Raw genomic sequence first — 13,820 nt, forward strand, 5'->3', positions numbered from 1 at the left:
GTGCAGAGAGGCGTCAGCGTGACTGCATCATCCCACCAGCCCGTCCGGCTGGTTTCAACTCAAACGGAACTGGCCTGGACGGTTCCCCTGCTCGAGTCCGTGGCGGCCGCATCTGGCGATGTTCCCGCACTTCTGGCCCTGGCCCGGGACTCGGGAAGCCATTGGCCTCAGCCAGGGGACGGACAAACTGCCCGCCTCTGGGAACTGCTCGCTTCCGTCGCGGCGGTGGATATTGCCGCAGGCCGCGTTTTTGAACCGCATATGGATGCCCAAGCGATTCTTGCCCAGACGGGGAACCATCGGGCGGGCGCTGTTCCGGCCGACTGCGCGGGCGCTTGGGGAGTGTTTGCCGCGGAGGGCCCGGGACTCCGCCTCGAGGCCAAGACCGGCGACGCCGGAATTCTGCTGAGCGGGTCCAAGCCGTGGTGTTCACTGGCGCCGCTCCTGGACCGGGCCGTCATCACTGCCTACACCGAAACCGGCGGAAGAGCCGCCTTTGCGGTGGACCTCCGGCATCCGGGAGTGACGTGTGAGGAGTCGGCGTGGGTGGCGCGCGGGTTGCGCGAGATTCCCAGCGGGACTGTCCATTTCAGCCAGGTGCCCGCACAGCAGTTGGGCATCGATAGCTGGTATTTCAGCCGGCCCGGTTTCGCCTGGGGTGGCATGGGGGTAGCAGCCTGCTGGCTCGGGGGCGCCGTGGGCGTGGCGCGGGACTACAAGAACTCCTTGGTCGCCGCAGCTCAGTCCGGCCGCGAACCTGACCAGATCGCGCTGGCTGCCCTGGGCGAGACAGACAGGATCCTCACCGCCGCACTCCAGTACCTGGCGCGAACGGCGGCCCTCATCGACGACGGCCAGCTGTCCAACGACGGCAGCCTGTCCGCCGGGGAAGATACACGGGAGACCGGAGGCGGAAGCCCGGAAGTCAGGGAAGACAGACAGGAGCCAGGGGCACACCCGGCGGCGGACCGGAGCGCGTGGAGCGAAGCGTTACGCGTGCGCGGAACCGTAGCTGCCGCCGTCGAGCGTGTCCTGTCCCTTGTCAGCCGGAACCGGGGACCGGCGCCACTGGCGTTCGACGAACCGTATGCCAAGCGCATGGCGGACCTGGCGCTGTACGTGCGCCAGCACCATGCCATGCGGGACGATGCACAGCTGGGAAAGCTGACGTTGAAGGGGGAGCATCTGTGGTGACCTTCTCGCACACGGACCAGGGGACTGATGAGGCCCGTTGGGCGGCGAGCGGGCTCGCGGCTATGGCGGAGTTGCCCTTGGGGCAGCAGGAATTGGCTGCCATGCGGTTCGTCGTGCTGGCGGCACACCCCGACGACGAGACCCTGGGCGCCGGGGGCCTGCTGGCGCTGCTGCACTCGCTGGGCGCCGACGTCGAGGTGCTGCTGTGCACGGCGGGGGAGGGCTCGCACCCGGACTCGGCGACAACCACGCCTGAACAGCTCGCCGCCGTCCGGCTTGAGGAGTTTGCGGCAGCGATGGGAGTCCTGGGGTTGGCCGGACGCTGGCGTTTCCTCGGGCTGCCGGACCGGGGCCTGCAAGAACTCACGCCGGAAATCGCCGCCCGGCTGCGGGAGGCCGTCGGCCGGCTCCCCGGTCCACCGCAGCACCTGGCAATTGTGGCCCCGTACCGAGACGACGGCCATGCGGACCACAACGCCCTTGGTGCGGTGGCCGCCGACGTCGCCGGCGAAGGTGGGCACGCCCTGCTGGAGTATCCCATCTGGTACTGGCTGTGGGCCTCCCCGGAGGACCCTGCCTGGCGGTCCTGGGCGCGCGTTCCGCTGGGTGCTGATCAGCGGGCGGCGAAGAGGTCCGCCATGGACTCACACGCGAGCCAGATACGTCCGCTGTCCGGGCTGGACGGGGACGAGGTGCTCCTCGGCGAGGGGCTGCTGCAGCATTTCAGGCGCGCTTTTGAGACATTCGCCTGGACGCCGCCCGGGGCCCGCCCGGTCCAATCCCTTCCCCACACCAGCGCGGACGCGCAGCGGATCTTCGACGCCGTGCACGCGAAGTCCGAAGACCCCTGGGAGTACACCACCAGCTGGTACGAGCGGCGCAAGCGCGCGCTCACCCTCGCCGCGCTGCCCCAGGAGAACTACCTGTCGGGCCTGGAAATCGGCTGCTCCATCGGAACATTGACCGCCGAATTGGCCACCAGATGCACCAGGCTGCTTGCCGTGGATGCCAGCAACACCGCGCTTGAGCTTGCGGCCCGGCGGCTCGCGCCGTTCCCCGGGGTTTCCACACGGCAGTTGACGCTCCCCGGTGACTGGCCCGGGGGCAGCTTCGACCTTGTAGTGGTCTCCGAAGTGGGCTACTACCTGTCCGCTGCAGAGTTTGATCTGCTGTTGCAGCGGATCAAGGAATCGATGACGCCGGACGGCACGCTGCTGCTGTGCCACTGGCGGCACCCGGTTTCCGGATGGGAGCTCGACGGCGACTCGGTCCACGCGCTGGCCCGGAACCGGCTGCGGTGGCCCACCGGCGGTCTGTACCAGGAACGCGATTTTGTGCTGGAAACGCTCGTGGCTCCCGGCGATGCCGGCGATGCCGGCGATCCCGGACCTCCGGTGTCCTGACATGGACAGGATCGCGCAGGTTGCCGTGGTTATTCCGGTCCATAACGAGGAACCCCACCTGGCACGTGCCCTGGCAGCGGTCAGTGCCGCAGCTGATGCCCTGCAGCACAGTCAGCCGGATACAGACGTCGCCATCGTGGTGGTCTTGGACGCCTGCACGGACAGCTCGGGCGCCGTGGCGGCGCATATTGCGGCGGCGGATCGCCGCATCACCCTGCTGCCGGTCGCGTTCCGCAGCGTGGGGAGGAGCCGGCGGGCAGGGATCAACCTGCTCCTCACAGGGCGCCTGCCGGACAGTGCGGGGGCGGACCGACCGCAGACCGCCGGACGGGTATGGCTGGCAAATACCGACGCCGATTCCTGCGTTCCGGAAAACTGGCTCCTGCGCCAGGTGGAACTGGCTGACGGCGGCGCCGATGCAGTCTTGGGAACGGTGGAACCGGATCCGGAGGGCATGGACGGCGAACTCCTGAGGCGCTGGCACGCCCGGCATCCGTTGAGGGAGGAACACCCCCATGTGCATGGTGCGAACTTCGGTGTGCGGGCCTCGGCCTACATTCGCGCTGGTGGCTTTCCCCGTCAGCGCTCGCACGAGGACCGGGCGCTGGCCGCACGGCTGCGCCGCCACGGGTTCCGTATAACGTCCACGGATACGGTGCGGGTCCTGACCTCAGGGCGGACCGAGGCCCGGGCGCCGCAGGGCTTCGGCGCATATCTGCTGGCCCTTGGTATGGAGTCCGCCGTGGCGTTCGAACGCTGAGAAACGGACAAAATGAGGGGGCCGACGACGACTGGGGGGACTGGCCTCGGTCTCAGAAGAGGCCACCTCGCCGCCGACCCCGCCAGACACCCGGGACGTCAAAGGCCCGGGAAAACTGAAGGAATCTGCTGATATTGATCTTCCTCCAAGTGGCGGGCCCTGCCTAGACCCGCTTGACGCCGTTTCGTCCCGTACTGGCGTCCGATCCAGCCTGATCCGGGCCGTTCCCGTGGCGCTCACGCAGCTCGCGGCCGCGCCGGATGTCGTCCTCTTCCTGCTCCTGCATCTTCTCGCTCTTCTTGGTGTCCCGCGGCGGGAGCTGAATGGTTTCTTCGGCCTCGATTCCCGCCTGGAGTTGCCGTCCCCGCTCCATCTCGGCGTCAAATTCTGCCCCGAACAAAAGAGACATGTTCAGGATCCACAACCAGAGCAGCATAACGATCACACCGCCAAGTGCGCCGTAGGTCTTGTTGTAATTGCCAAAGGTGGCCACATAGAAGGCGAAGCCGAGCGAGGCCAGCAGGAAAATAAACAGGGCTATGCCGGAGCCAAGGCTCATCCATCTGAACTTGGGTTGCTTGACGTTGGGAGTGGCGTAGTAGAGCACCGCGATGATGACAATGATGAGTGCCACCATTACCGGCCATTTCGCGATGTTCCAGACAGTGAGGAACGCGCCACCGAGCCCGATCAGGTCGCCGACTGCCTCTGCCACAGGTCCGCTGAGCACCAGCATGCCTGCCAGGAGTGCCACGATGACTACGGCGAGGAGCGTAACAGCCAGCATGGTTCCGCGCAGCTTGACGAATGGACGGCCCTCGTCCACTTCATAGATCCGGTTCATCGCCCTACCGAAGGCGCCAACGTAGCCCGAAGCGGACCACAGCGCTGTTCCCAGGCCAATGACCAGAGTCAATCCTGCCGCCGGCGCGTTCGCCAATTCCTCAACCGGGCCGCTAACGGTATTCACCGTCTCAGCAGGGGCGAAGCCCCGCACGATTTCGAGCAGGGCCGTGGTTGTTTTTTCGGGGTCCCCAAAGAGGCCGATCAGGGAAACGAGCGCGAGCATTGCAGGAAACAAGGACAGCACGGCGTAGTAGGTCAGGGATGCCGCGAGGTCCGGGCACTGGTCCTTGTTAAACTCCCGAAGCGTCTTTTTGGCGATGTACTTCCACGACGGTTTGGTGACGTCGGTGGGGCTGTCCGGTTTCCGGGAGTCGTCGGGTGCGGGAGCGCTGCCCGCCTTGGCGGTGCTGGTTTCGGGTGCATCGTGAGCGGCCATGGTGTGTCCTCTCGGGGTTGGAAAGGGAAAGGCCGGTTCCGCCGGGGGAGGCGGAACCGGCCTGTCTGTGCTGCTGGCGGTGCTGGTGCCGTTACGTGTTCTGGACGTGATCCCTGGCGTCGACAGTGCGGTCCTTGACGTCCGCTGCCGCAACCTGACCTTCGGCCTTAACATGCTCGGCGGCGTCGGCTGCCGTTGCTTTGACGTTTTCCATCGCTTCCCGTGCCGGTTCCTTCAGGCCTTCGGCCATGTCCTTCGCGGCCTCGGTCAGCTGGGTGGTCAACGGTTCGGCGGCAAACTTGAGGGCATCCGCTGCTTCGCGTTCCTTCTCGCTGGCAGGGATCAGTGAGGACAGGAGCAGGCCGGCCCCGAACGCGATCAGGCCTGCAGCCATCGGATTGCCCTGTGTTTTGGCCTTCACCTGGTGCGGAGCGTCACCAATGGCGGCGCCTGCATCGCTGAGTGCATTGCCTGCACTGTCAGTCCGGGCGTGGACTCCGCTGTGCACGCGGTTGGTGACGTCGTCGGCTGTTCCCATGACTCTCTCCTTCACTCCGAAGACGGCGTCTTTCACCTTGTCTGTCTGGCGGTGGACGATGTTAGACGGCGTCACTTTGTCCGCCACCGCGTCCACGTTCGTGCCCAGGCGGGCGCGCGTTGCCTCAATATCTGAACGGATATCGTCCGGGTTGTCGCTCATCGTCTTACCTCACCGGGTTTTAGGGTTGGGGGAATTTCCTGGAGTGTTTCAGCGGTTTGGGGCATGCCCCTCACAGTCTTGAGTTCCTTCCGGCCGATGGAGGCCAGGACGGCGGCGATGACGCCCCAGATGACTGCGACGACGACGGCGGACCAGCCGAGTCCCATCAGCTCGCCTAACGCGATCCAGAGGGCGATCGACAGGAACAGCAGCACGAAGTGGCCAGCTACGCCGGCGCCGGCCAGCATGCCACCTCCCCTGCCTGCCTTGCTGGCGGATTCCTTGAGTTCGGCCTTGGCAAGCTCCACTTCCTGGCGCATCAACGTGGACAGGTCGCGGGTCACCTCACCGAGCAGGTCACCCAACGAGGTGTTGTCCGCCTTCGCGTGCGCCGCCGACGGAGGAGGTTCAGGTATCTGGCTGCTCATCACAGCCTGCCAGCCTGGCCGTCCGCTGAGCGGTCGCGGGTCAGGGGGTCGTTGGCCATAGGATCGTCGGCGAGCTCCCGGTCGGCCAACGGGTCGTCGGCAATGCGGTTGGTCGAGAAGGGCTGTGCCGCGAGTTGGGGGCTGTCGAGAGGACTGGCGGGACGCGAAGGGTCGCCGTAACTGCTCCCCGGCGTGCCGCCGTCGTATCCTGCCGTGGTGGTGGCCGGGCCGGGCAGCTGTACCGGCGGGGGCGGGACAGTCCCACCGGCCGACGGCGTGTAGCCGCTGTCGTATTGACCGCCGGCGCCGTACTGGCCACCGCCGTACTGGCCGCGGGCGCCAGCGTAGTGCGTTGCGGACTCCGGTGCGCCGGCGCTCAGGCTGCGGCTGAGCCGGCCAGCGAGGACGCCAGCCCCGGCCGCGAGAAGCAGGAACGTCCCGGGGCGCTGCCGGGCGAAGCTCTTGACTTCATCCAAGAGCGAGCCCGGGTCCCGCCCGTCCAGCCAGGAGGCTACCGACGAGGAACGCTCCGCGGCCTGGCGGACCAGGTCCGTGGCCACTCCGGGCTGGTCCGATGCACGCGCCATGGCGTGCAGTTCGTCCGAGACTGACCGGAGGCCATTGGCTACCTTCTGCTGCTGGGCGCCTGCCTGCTCCGTGAGATCGGAGCGGGCCTGGTGGAGGAGATCCTTGGCATTCGCCTTCGCCTCTGACGCGACGTTGCCCGCTTCCGTCTTGGCGGTTTCAGCGACGCTTTGCGCGGAATCCGCCGCTGTCCGCGCGACGTCCCCGGCCTCTTCCTTGACAGCATCCTTGCGGGACGTCCCGACGGTGTCGCGCGTCTGTGGCGCTGCTGCGGGGAACGTACTGGGGGCGCGTTCTCCTGTGGTTCCGGGGGTGGCCTGTGGAGCCGGGTAAGCCGAGTCCTCGGGCCTTTGGTTCTCTGTCATCTTCGCTCTCTCTTTCCAAAGAAGGCCGGTTGTTGATTAAGAACCAGCGATACTGGCCGTAAAATAGTAAGCATGGTTACTAACGGAAGGTAAGTACCCTTCCTACCTGAATTTCAAAAGGGGTCCGTATCGCCTGCCGACCCGGCATCGCAGGGACCCCGTCACAACGAAGTGGAAAGGGTGCGTAGTCGTGGATACAACATCGTGGGTTTGGGTGATTGTTGCCGTCGTCGTGCTGGTCCTGATCGTGCTGTGGCTGGTGACCGGGCGTCGCCGTCGGGCCATGGAGCTGAAACGGGACGAATCGCACCGCGAAAAGGCTGCCGAAATGCGCCGGAAAGCCGAGGACATCGAGCTCGATGCGCGTGAGAACGAAGCCCGGGCCACCCGCGCCCGCGCCGACGCAGAGCAAGCGCAGGTGGACGCGGCCAGGCTGAAGCAGGAGGCTGAGCAGAAGACCGACAGCGCCAGGTCGCTCCGGGAGGACGTGGCCGAGCGCACGCAGAAGGCGGACGCGTTGGACCCCGACATAAATCAGGACGGGGACGCGCGTACCGACACGATGCGCACCGACTCCACCCGCACCGACGCCACCCGCACGGAGACGCTTGGGCCGGACCCCGACGCGCATCCGGACGACGCCACGGGCACCGACGCCACGCGGGCGGAGGAACTGCGGCGTGTCCGGGACCGGGCAGACCGGGCTGAGAGGACCGACCGGGACCGGCCGCTCTCAACCTAGCCCTGTTCCCGCAAACCGGCCGTGTTCCCGCCGCCGGGACCGCGACCGTTCCGGACGGCCGGCGCAGGGCAGTCAATTAGGGTTGATCCATGACTGAAGCGGCACACGGGTAATGGCAAAGCGCGGCAAGTCAGCCGGCCGGAACAGCCAGCGTCCGACGACGGGTGTCATCGAGGTGCCCAAGGGCACCCGTCCTGATGGCCCCGTTGAGGGCGTCTACTACATCGATACCGGCGACTGCGAGCTCGTTGCGGACCAGGACAACTCCAACGGGTGGCTCCTGAAGATCAACGGTGTTATGAGCTCCCACATCGACCTCGCCGATCCGCTCTTCCTCGATTTTGAGTACATGCGCTGGATGGCGGCGCTGATTGAGTCACGCTGGCCGCCGAGGTCCGGAAAGGGCGGCGCCAAGTCCGGCGCGCCCGCCGCGGGCGGGACCGAGCGGCTGCGCGGGCTGCACCTGGGCGGCGGGGCCTGTTCCCTGGCCCGGTACTTCCACACCGCCTATCCGGACGCCCGGCAGGTGGTGGTGGAGCTCGACGGCAAGCTGGCCGAGTACGTCCGCGGCTGGTTCGACCTGCCCAAGGCGCCGCTCCTGCGGCTGCGCGTGGGGGAGGCCCGCGAGGTCACCGAGACGCTCACGCCGGACAGTCGCGACTTCATCATCCGTGACGTGTTTGCCGGTTCACTCACGCCGCGGCCGCTCACCACCGCCGAGTTCAATGACCACATCAAGCGGGTCCTGTCGCCGGGCGGCATCTATGTGGTGAACTCAGGCGACGCCCCGGATCTAAGGAATGCGAGGGAAGACGCCGCCGCCATCGCGGCCGCGTTCGCACACACCGTCATCATCGCCGACCCCTCCATGCTGAAGGGCCGCCGCTACGGCAACATGGTGATGGCCGGCAGCGACACCCCGCTGGACGGAGATCCGCAGCTGGCCCGCCGGCTCCTGGGCGGAGCCGTCCCGGCCCACATCTGGAACGACGCCCAAGTGCGGGCCTTCGCCGCGAACTCCCCGGTGCGTCACGACCCGGCAGTGAACGCCTCCGGTGGTTGAGCTTGTCGAAATCCGGGGTTTCGACAAGCGCAACCACCGGAGTTCCTGCCTCGGCCCAGCAGGGCATCCCGGTGCGCCGCCGTCTGGTCGCGCAATGCCTGCACCACAGCGGCCACGGCAGGGCGGCGCATCGAATCGGGTCGCAGCACCATCCAGTAAGGGAGCAATTCGGCGAAGTCGTCGGGGAGCAGCCGGACCAGGTCGCTGTGCAGATTGCCCATGAAGCACGGCAGGAATCCGATGCCGGCGCCCGCGCGGGTGGCCTCCACATGGACAAACACGTTCGTGGACGTCAGCCCTTCGCGCATGGCCGGCACCAGCCGCCGGGGGGCGTCCAGGTCGTCCACCTGCAGCATCGAATCCACAAAGTACACCAGCGGGTGCTCCGTCAGCTCAGCAACGCTCGCCGGCGTCCCGTTCTCGGCGAGGTAGGCACGCGAGGCGTACATCCCCAGCATGTACTCGCCCAGTTGGACGGCTTCGGCCCGGTGGACCTGTGGTTCGCCCACCACCACTTCGATGTCCAGCCCGGAGCGTTGCTGCAGCGCTCGCCGGGTCATCGTCACCACTTCCACGCTCAGTCCCGGGTGTTTCCGGCGCAGCCGTGCCACGGCGGGCGCGGCGATGTAGGCGCTGAAGCCGTCTGTCGCCGTCATGCGCACGACGCCGGTAATCGGGTCCGGTGCCTGGCCTGCCGGTCCCAGCGCACTCACGGCTGCCTCCACCTGTTCGGCGACGCGGACGGCCTCCGTGCCTAGCTCGGTCAGTTCCCAGCCGCCGGCCGCCCGGGCCAGGACGCGGCCGCCGAGCGCCTTCTCCAGGGCGGCTATCCGGCGTGAGACGGTGGTGTGGTTCAGCCCCAACACTTGCGCCGCCGTCGTAAATTTTGCTGAGCGGGACACCGCAAGCAAGACCAAGAGGTCATCGGGATTCGCCTTCATATGTGCAATTGTGCACACAGCAGGTGCTGGATTGGGCATTGAAGGCACAAGTTTGTGCAGTAATACTCAGTGGAGCCATTAGTGCTGTGGATCACAGCGCGTGTCAAAGTGGACACTAAGGAGAAACTCATGAGCGTAGAGCAGCGCTCGGCAGACAATGCCGCCGGATCCGCACCCAAGGGATCCGGGCTTAAGAAGATTGTGGCCGCCTCGATGGTGGGCACGGTAGTGGAATGGTACGAGTTCTTCCTCTACGCCACAGCAGCCACCCTGGTCTTTGGGAAGTACTTCTTCCCCGCCAGCGGCAATGAGCTGGACGGCATTATCCAGGCGTTCATCACCTACGCGGTGGGCTTTGTGGCCCGCCCCCTCGGCGGCATCGTCTTCGGCCAGATCGGCGACAAGCTGGGCCGCAAGCCCACCCTGCAGCTGACCATCGTGATCGTCGGCGTGGCCACGTTCCTGATGGGCTGCCTCCCGGGCTTCGCCGAAATCGGCTACCTGGCACCGACACTTCTGGTGGCCCTGCGCTTCATCCAGGGCTTCGCGCTCGGCGGCGAATGGGGCGGCGCCGTGCTGCTGGTTGCCGAGCACAGCCCCAACAACGCCCGCGGCTTCTGGTCCAGCTGGCCGCAGGCAGCCGTGCCGGTGGGCAACCTCCTCGCCACGCTGGTGCTGTTCGTCATGTCCACCACCCTGAGCCCCGAGGCCTTCCTGAGCTGGGGCTGGCGCGTGGCCTTCTGGCTCTCCGCCGTGATCGTCTTCGTTGGCTACTACATCCGCACCCACGTCACCGAGGCGCCCATCTTCCTGGAGGCCAAGGCCCTCGTGGAGAAGGAACAGGCAGTCAGCTACGGCGTCTTCGAGGTAGTGCGCAAGTACCCCAAGGGCATCCTGCAGGCAATGGGACTGCGCTTCGCGGAGAACATCATGTACTACCTGGTGGTCAGCTTCGCCATTGTCTACCTCAAGAGCGTGCACAAGTACGACACGTCCTCGCTCCTGCTCGCACTCCTGATCGCCCACGTCATCCACTTCCTGGTCATCCCGCAGGTGGGACGGCTCGTGGACAAGCTGGGACGCAAGCCCGTCTACCTGATCGGGTCCATCTCCGGTGCGGCCTGGCCGTTCTTCGCCTTCCCCATGTTCGATACCCGCAACGCCGTGGTGATTGTCCTGGCCGTGACCATCGGCCTCTGCCTGCACGCGTTTATGTATGCCGGCCAGCCCGCCATCATGGCCGAGCTCTTCCCCACCCGGATGCGCTACTCGGGCGTTTCGCTGGGCTCGCAGGTCACCTCGATCTTCGCCGGTTCGCTGGCCCCGCTGCTGGCCACCCAGTGGCTCAAGGACACCGGTTCCTGGCTGCCCACGGCCATCTACCTCGTGGTTGCCTGCGCGATCACTACCGTGGCGGTGCTGAGCCTGAAGGAAACCAAGGGTATCGCGCTGGAGGACGTGGACAAGGCCGACGCCGCCCGCGAGGGACTGCTCCCGGCGGACGCACGCTGAACTGCCTGAGCAGTTCACCGCAGGGAAATTGAGCGCACACGATGGGAAACAGATCTGCAATGGAAAACACACTGAACGGCAGCAAGGCCGTGGTGACCGGCGGCGCCAGCGGGATCGGGGCTGCCTGTGTCCGGGAACTGGCCGCCCGCGGGGCGAAAGTGGTGGTGGCCGACGTCGACTCCGCCGGCGCTGCCGCCCTCGCCGACGAAGTGGGCGGCACCGCCTGGGCCGTTGACCTGCTGGACGTTGACGCGCTCGCCACCCTGAGCCTGGACTGCGACATCCTGGTGAACAACGCCGGGATCCAGAGCATCAGCCCCATCGAAGCGTTCGATCCGGCGGACTTCCGCCGGATCATCGCGCTGATGCTCGAGGCCCCGTTCCTGCTGATCCGGGCCGCGCTGCCGCACATGTATGCCAACGGCTTCGGCCGCATCATCAACGTGTCATCCGTGCACGGAATCCGGGCCTCCCCGTTCAAAAGCGCGTACGTTTCCGCCAAGCACGGCCTGGAAGGGCTGAGCAAGGTGACGGCACTTGAGGGCGGGGGGCACGGAGTCACGTCCAACTGCATCAACCCTGGCTACGTCCGGACCCCGCTGGTCGAGAAGCAGATCGCGGACCAGGCCAAGGTGCACGGTATCCCCGCGTCCGAGGTCCTGGCCAAGGTGATGCTCACCGAGTCCGCCGTGAAACGCCTGGTGGAACCGGAGGAAGTTGCCTCCCTGGTGGCCTGGCTGGCGTCCGATCACGCCGGCATGGTCACCGGGGCCAGCTACGCAATGGACGGCGGCTGGTCGGCGCGGTAGCCGGGGCCGGTTGCCTACTCCTGCCGTCTGACCTGGCGGGGATCGTAGTAGACAACGCCCTCTGCGGCTCCGATGCCGACAGAGCCGGTGTTCCGTGAGACCACCACACCCTCGTGCCGGCCGTTGAAGGGATCGTCACCCACCACGGCGTCCCCGACTTTGTAGGGGCTTGCTGGGCCTGGCACCGCGCGGACGCGGTTCCAGGCCCTTGCCATGAGGCGCGGTTGTCTCGCGTCGGCTTCGTCTCTGCGGAGGCGGTCATGGCGGTCATGTTGAGGTTCGTGTTGGGACGGATTGCGGGCAGCGTTGACCATCGGAAAAACTCCTTCAGCGCGGCGCTCGTCCGCCGCTCACTGTCGGCGCGGTTGCCGGAACGCTCCCAGCAGAGGATGGTCCTCCAATTCCTGGCTGGCACCTTACATTTACGCTATGCGCTATTCACACCAGTCACACCAGTAACATGTACTCGACTTCGCGGACGAGTACTACTTAGGGGATTCAGGGGTCGGCGCTGGCCGGAATCAGCGCTGGCCGTTGAGGATGTCGTCAGCGTTGTTGTAGGCCCAGGTGACGAGCGGGACGAGCAGGCCGGACAGCTCATAGCCGCGTTCGGTCAGGCTGTAGTCCACGCGGGGCGGGATGACCGGCTGCGCCTTCCGCAGGACCAGGCCGTCGCGCTCCAGGGTCTTGAGGGTCTGCGCCAGCATTTTTTCGCTGATTCCCTCGGCCCGGCGCCGGAGTTCGCTCCAGCGCTGCTCACCTTCGGAGAGCGCCAGGAGGATCAGCACTCCCCATTTGCTGGTGATGTGGTCCAGGACGGTGCGGCTGGGGCACCCAGCCGGGAACACGCCGTCGGCCAATCCTTCCGGCAGGTGTGCCCGGAGATCTTCCGGCAGGTTGGTGGGCCATGCAGTCGCTTCCATACCCATAACTTACCAAAAGGTGAGTACCTTACCTAAAAGTGCGTACTGTATTTCAGGAAGTAATTGGCGGTGCGGCTGGTTGTGGAAGGTGACCCCCCCCAAGAAATGGTGAAAGGAACCAACCCATGAGCATCGTCATCACCGGAGCAACCGGACAGCTTGGCCGCCACGTCGTCGAGGCCCTCCTGGAGCGCAACGTTCCGGCGGCAGAGATTGTGGCCGCCGGCCGGTCCATTGAAAAGCTTGCCGACTTCGCAGCGCGCGGCGTCCAGGTCAGGGCAATGGACTACACAGACGCCACGTCCGTGGCGCTGGCCCTGCAGGGCGCCAGCAAGGTTCTCCTGATTTCCGGCAGCGAGGTTGGCCAGCGCGTGGACCAGCACCGCACGGTGATTGAGGCAGCCAGGTCTGAAGGCGTGGAGCTGCTGGCCTACACAAGTGTGGCCAACGCTGACACCACTGGCATGAAGCTGGCCGCTGAGCACCAGGCAACCGAGACCATCCTGAAGGACTCAGGGGCTCCATTCGCCATTCTCCGCAACGGCTGGTACCTCGAGAACTACACCGACCAGCTGCAGGGCACCCTTGCCCAGGGCGCGCTAGCCGGCAGCGCCGGTGAAGGCAAGGTCAGTGCCGCGGCCCGGGTGGACTACGCCGAGGCAGCGGCAGCCGTGCTGGTTGCCGAAAACCAGGCCGGCAAGATCTACGAGCTCGGCGGAGATCACGCGTTCACGCTCACCGAACTGGCCCAGGAAATCAGCGCCGCGGCCAACAAGCCCGTGGTGTACCAGGACCTTCCAGCCAGCGACTACGCAGGACTCCTCGCCGGATTCGGCGTGCCGGAGCTCTTCGCCGACATCCTGGCGGACTCGGACCTCGGCATTGCCCGTGGCGACCTCCTGGTCAGCGGCTCGGACCTCCGCACCCTGATCGGCCGGCCCACAACGCCGATGCCGGTTGCAGTCCGCTCGGCGCTCGGCGCTCGCCGCCGTCTGAGCACGAGCGCAACTCCCGGACGCTCTCTCACTAGTCCGAAAATGGAGGGGACGTGACCGCGGTCGGTGCGCACTGGTGCACCCCGTCGTGGTCTGGCGGGTGTTGGTGTTGGTATGA

The 13,820-nt window shown here is 66.3% G+C and carries 15 protein-coding genes; 8 read left to right on the forward strand and 7 right to left on the reverse strand.

Annotated features, from left to right (window positions below; translation table 11 throughout):
* Positions 1–18: 18 nt before the first annotated feature.
* The 3 genes from ACX80X_RS15040 to ACX80X_RS15050 are packed head-to-tail and all read left to right on the forward strand — an operon-like array spanning position 19 to position 3,357.
* Complete coding sequence (locus ACX80X_RS15040; protein ID WP_252600592.1) at positions 19–1,194, forward strand: acyl-CoA dehydrogenase family protein; 1,176 nt, start codon at positions 19–21, stop codon at positions 1,192–1,194.
* A complete protein-coding gene (locus ACX80X_RS15045; protein WP_459312505.1) occupies positions 1,188–2,597 on the forward strand; it encodes a PIG-L family deacetylase in 1,410 nt (469 codons plus the stop codon). Before ACX80X_RS15040 ends, ACX80X_RS15045 begins: the two co-directional genes overlap by 7 nt.
* 1 nt (position 2,598) lies before the next feature.
* A complete protein-coding gene (locus ACX80X_RS15050) occupies positions 2,599–3,357 on the forward strand; it encodes a glycosyltransferase family 2 protein (protein ID WP_252600588.1) in 759 nt (252 codons plus the stop codon).
* Between the two features lie 163 nt (positions 3,358–3,520).
* On the opposite strand, the gene ACX80X_RS15055 is transcribed toward ACX80X_RS15050, so the two are convergent.
* The 4 genes from ACX80X_RS15055 to ACX80X_RS15070 form a co-directional block, all read right to left on the reverse strand.
* Positions 3,521–4,639: a YihY/virulence factor BrkB family protein gene (locus ACX80X_RS15055; RefSeq protein WP_252610733.1), complete on the reverse strand. Its 1,119-nt coding sequence runs from the start codon at positions 4,637–4,639 to the stop codon at positions 3,521–3,523.
* A gap of 91 nt (positions 4,640–4,730) precedes the next feature.
* A complete protein-coding gene (locus ACX80X_RS15060) occupies positions 4,731–5,339 on the reverse strand; it encodes a DUF3618 domain-containing protein (protein WP_252614550.1) in 609 nt (202 codons plus the stop codon).
* Positions 5,336–5,767, reverse strand: coding sequence for a phage holin family protein (locus tag ACX80X_RS15065; protein WP_252600583.1), 432 nt, complete (start codon positions 5,765–5,767; stop codon positions 5,336–5,338). Before ACX80X_RS15065 ends, ACX80X_RS15060 begins: the two co-directional genes overlap by 4 nt.
* Positions 5,767–6,717, reverse strand: coding sequence for a hypothetical protein (locus tag ACX80X_RS15070; protein ID WP_252600581.1), 951 nt, complete (start codon positions 6,715–6,717; stop codon positions 5,767–5,769). The genes ACX80X_RS15065 and ACX80X_RS15070 overlap by 1 nt, the downstream gene beginning before the upstream one ends.
* Positions 6,718–6,907: 190 nt before the next feature.
* Between ACX80X_RS15070 and ACX80X_RS15075 the strand changes: the two genes are divergently transcribed.
* Positions 6,908–7,459 (forward strand): hypothetical protein, encoded by a 552-nt coding sequence (locus ACX80X_RS15075; RefSeq protein WP_252614549.1) that lies wholly within the window; start codon positions 6,908–6,910, stop codon positions 7,457–7,459.
* A 112-nt stretch (positions 7,460–7,571) separates the two neighbouring features.
* A complete protein-coding gene (locus tag ACX80X_RS15080; RefSeq protein ID WP_252600577.1) occupies positions 7,572–8,522 on the forward strand; it encodes a spermidine synthase in 951 nt (316 codons plus the stop codon).
* Here ACX80X_RS15080 and ACX80X_RS15085 read toward each other — a convergent pair.
* Positions 8,489–9,463, reverse strand: a complete 975-nt coding sequence (locus tag ACX80X_RS15085; RefSeq protein WP_252614548.1) for a LysR family transcriptional regulator — start codon at positions 9,461–9,463, stop codon at positions 8,489–8,491. The genes ACX80X_RS15080 and ACX80X_RS15085 overlap by 34 nt on opposite strands.
* Positions 9,464–9,592: 129 nt before the next feature.
* Here ACX80X_RS15085 and ACX80X_RS15090 point away from each other — a divergent pair, with 129 nt between their 5' ends.
* Positions 9,593–10,975 carry an MFS transporter gene (locus tag ACX80X_RS15090; RefSeq protein WP_252600574.1) on the forward strand — a complete coding sequence of 461 codons (1,383 nt, stop codon included), beginning with the start codon at positions 9,593–9,595 and terminating at the stop codon, positions 10,973–10,975.
* A 59-nt stretch (positions 10,976–11,034) separates the two neighbouring features.
* Positions 11,035–11,784, forward strand: a complete 750-nt coding sequence (locus ACX80X_RS15095) for a 3-hydroxybutyrate dehydrogenase (protein WP_252600572.1) — start codon at positions 11,035–11,037, stop codon at positions 11,782–11,784.
* Positions 11,785–11,798: 14 nt separating this feature from the next.
* On the opposite strand, the gene ACX80X_RS15100 is transcribed toward ACX80X_RS15095, so the two are convergent.
* Positions 11,799–11,999 (reverse strand): hypothetical protein, encoded by a 201-nt coding sequence (locus ACX80X_RS15100; protein WP_252600570.1) that lies wholly within the window; start codon positions 11,997–11,999, stop codon positions 11,799–11,801.
* A 306-nt stretch (positions 12,000–12,305) separates the two neighbouring features.
* Positions 12,306–12,707: a winged helix-turn-helix transcriptional regulator gene (locus ACX80X_RS15105; RefSeq protein ID WP_252600568.1), complete on the reverse strand. Its 402-nt coding sequence runs from the start codon at positions 12,705–12,707 to the stop codon at positions 12,306–12,308.
* Positions 12,708–12,832: 125 nt separating this feature from the next.
* Here ACX80X_RS15105 and ACX80X_RS15110 point away from each other — a divergent pair, with 125 nt between their 5' ends.
* Positions 12,833–13,759 carry an SDR family oxidoreductase gene (locus ACX80X_RS15110; protein ID WP_459312509.1) on the forward strand — a complete coding sequence of 309 codons (927 nt, stop codon included), beginning with the start codon at positions 12,833–12,835 and terminating at the stop codon, positions 13,757–13,759.
* Positions 13,760–13,820 lie beyond the last annotated feature (61 nt).

The sequence above is a fragment of the Pseudarthrobacter sp. MDT3-1 genome (assembly GCF_054510755.1).

What these genes read in the sequence shown, in the direction of transcription:
- ACX80X_RS15050 (WP_252600588.1), top strand. Translation starts at nt 2,599, where the DNA reads ATGGACAGGATCGCGCAGGTTGCCGTGGTTATTCCGGTCCATAACGAG.
- ACX80X_RS15055 (WP_252610733.1), bottom strand. Translation starts at nt 4,639, where the DNA reads ATGGCCGCTCACGATGCACCCGAAACCAGCACCGCCAAGGCGGGCAGC.
- ACX80X_RS15060 (WP_252614550.1), bottom strand. Translation starts at nt 5,339, where the DNA reads ATGAGCGACAACCCGGACGATATCCGTTCAGATATTGAGGCAACGCGC.
- ACX80X_RS15065 (WP_252600583.1), bottom strand. Translation starts at nt 5,767, where the DNA reads ATGAGCAGCCAGATACCTGAACCTCCTCCGTCGGCGGCGCACGCGAAG.
- ACX80X_RS15070 (WP_252600581.1), bottom strand. Translation starts at nt 6,717, where the DNA reads ATGACAGAGAACCAAAGGCCCGAGGACTCGGCTTACCCGGCTCCACAG.
- ACX80X_RS15080 (WP_252600577.1), top strand. Translation starts at nt 7,572, where the DNA reads ATGGCAAAGCGCGGCAAGTCAGCCGGCCGGAACAGCCAGCGTCCGACG.
- ACX80X_RS15085 (WP_252614548.1), bottom strand. Translation starts at nt 9,463, where the DNA reads ATGAAGGCGAATCCCGATGACCTCTTGGTCTTGCTTGCGGTGTCCCGC.
- ACX80X_RS15090 (WP_252600574.1), top strand. Translation starts at nt 9,593, where the DNA reads ATGAGCGTAGAGCAGCGCTCGGCAGACAATGCCGCCGGATCCGCACCC.
- ACX80X_RS15095 (WP_252600572.1), top strand. Translation starts at nt 11,035, where the DNA reads ATGGAAAACACACTGAACGGCAGCAAGGCCGTGGTGACCGGCGGCGCC.
- ACX80X_RS15100 (WP_252600570.1), bottom strand. Translation starts at nt 11,999, where the DNA reads ATGGCAAGGGCCTGGAACCGCGTCCGCGCGGTGCCAGGCCCAGCAAGC.
- ACX80X_RS15105 (WP_252600568.1), bottom strand. Translation starts at nt 12,707, where the DNA reads ATGGAAGCGACTGCATGGCCCACCAACCTGCCGGAAGATCTCCGGGCA.
- ACX80X_RS15110 (WP_459312509.1), top strand. Translation starts at nt 12,833, where the DNA reads ATGAGCATCGTCATCACCGGAGCAACCGGACAGCTTGGCCGCCACGTC.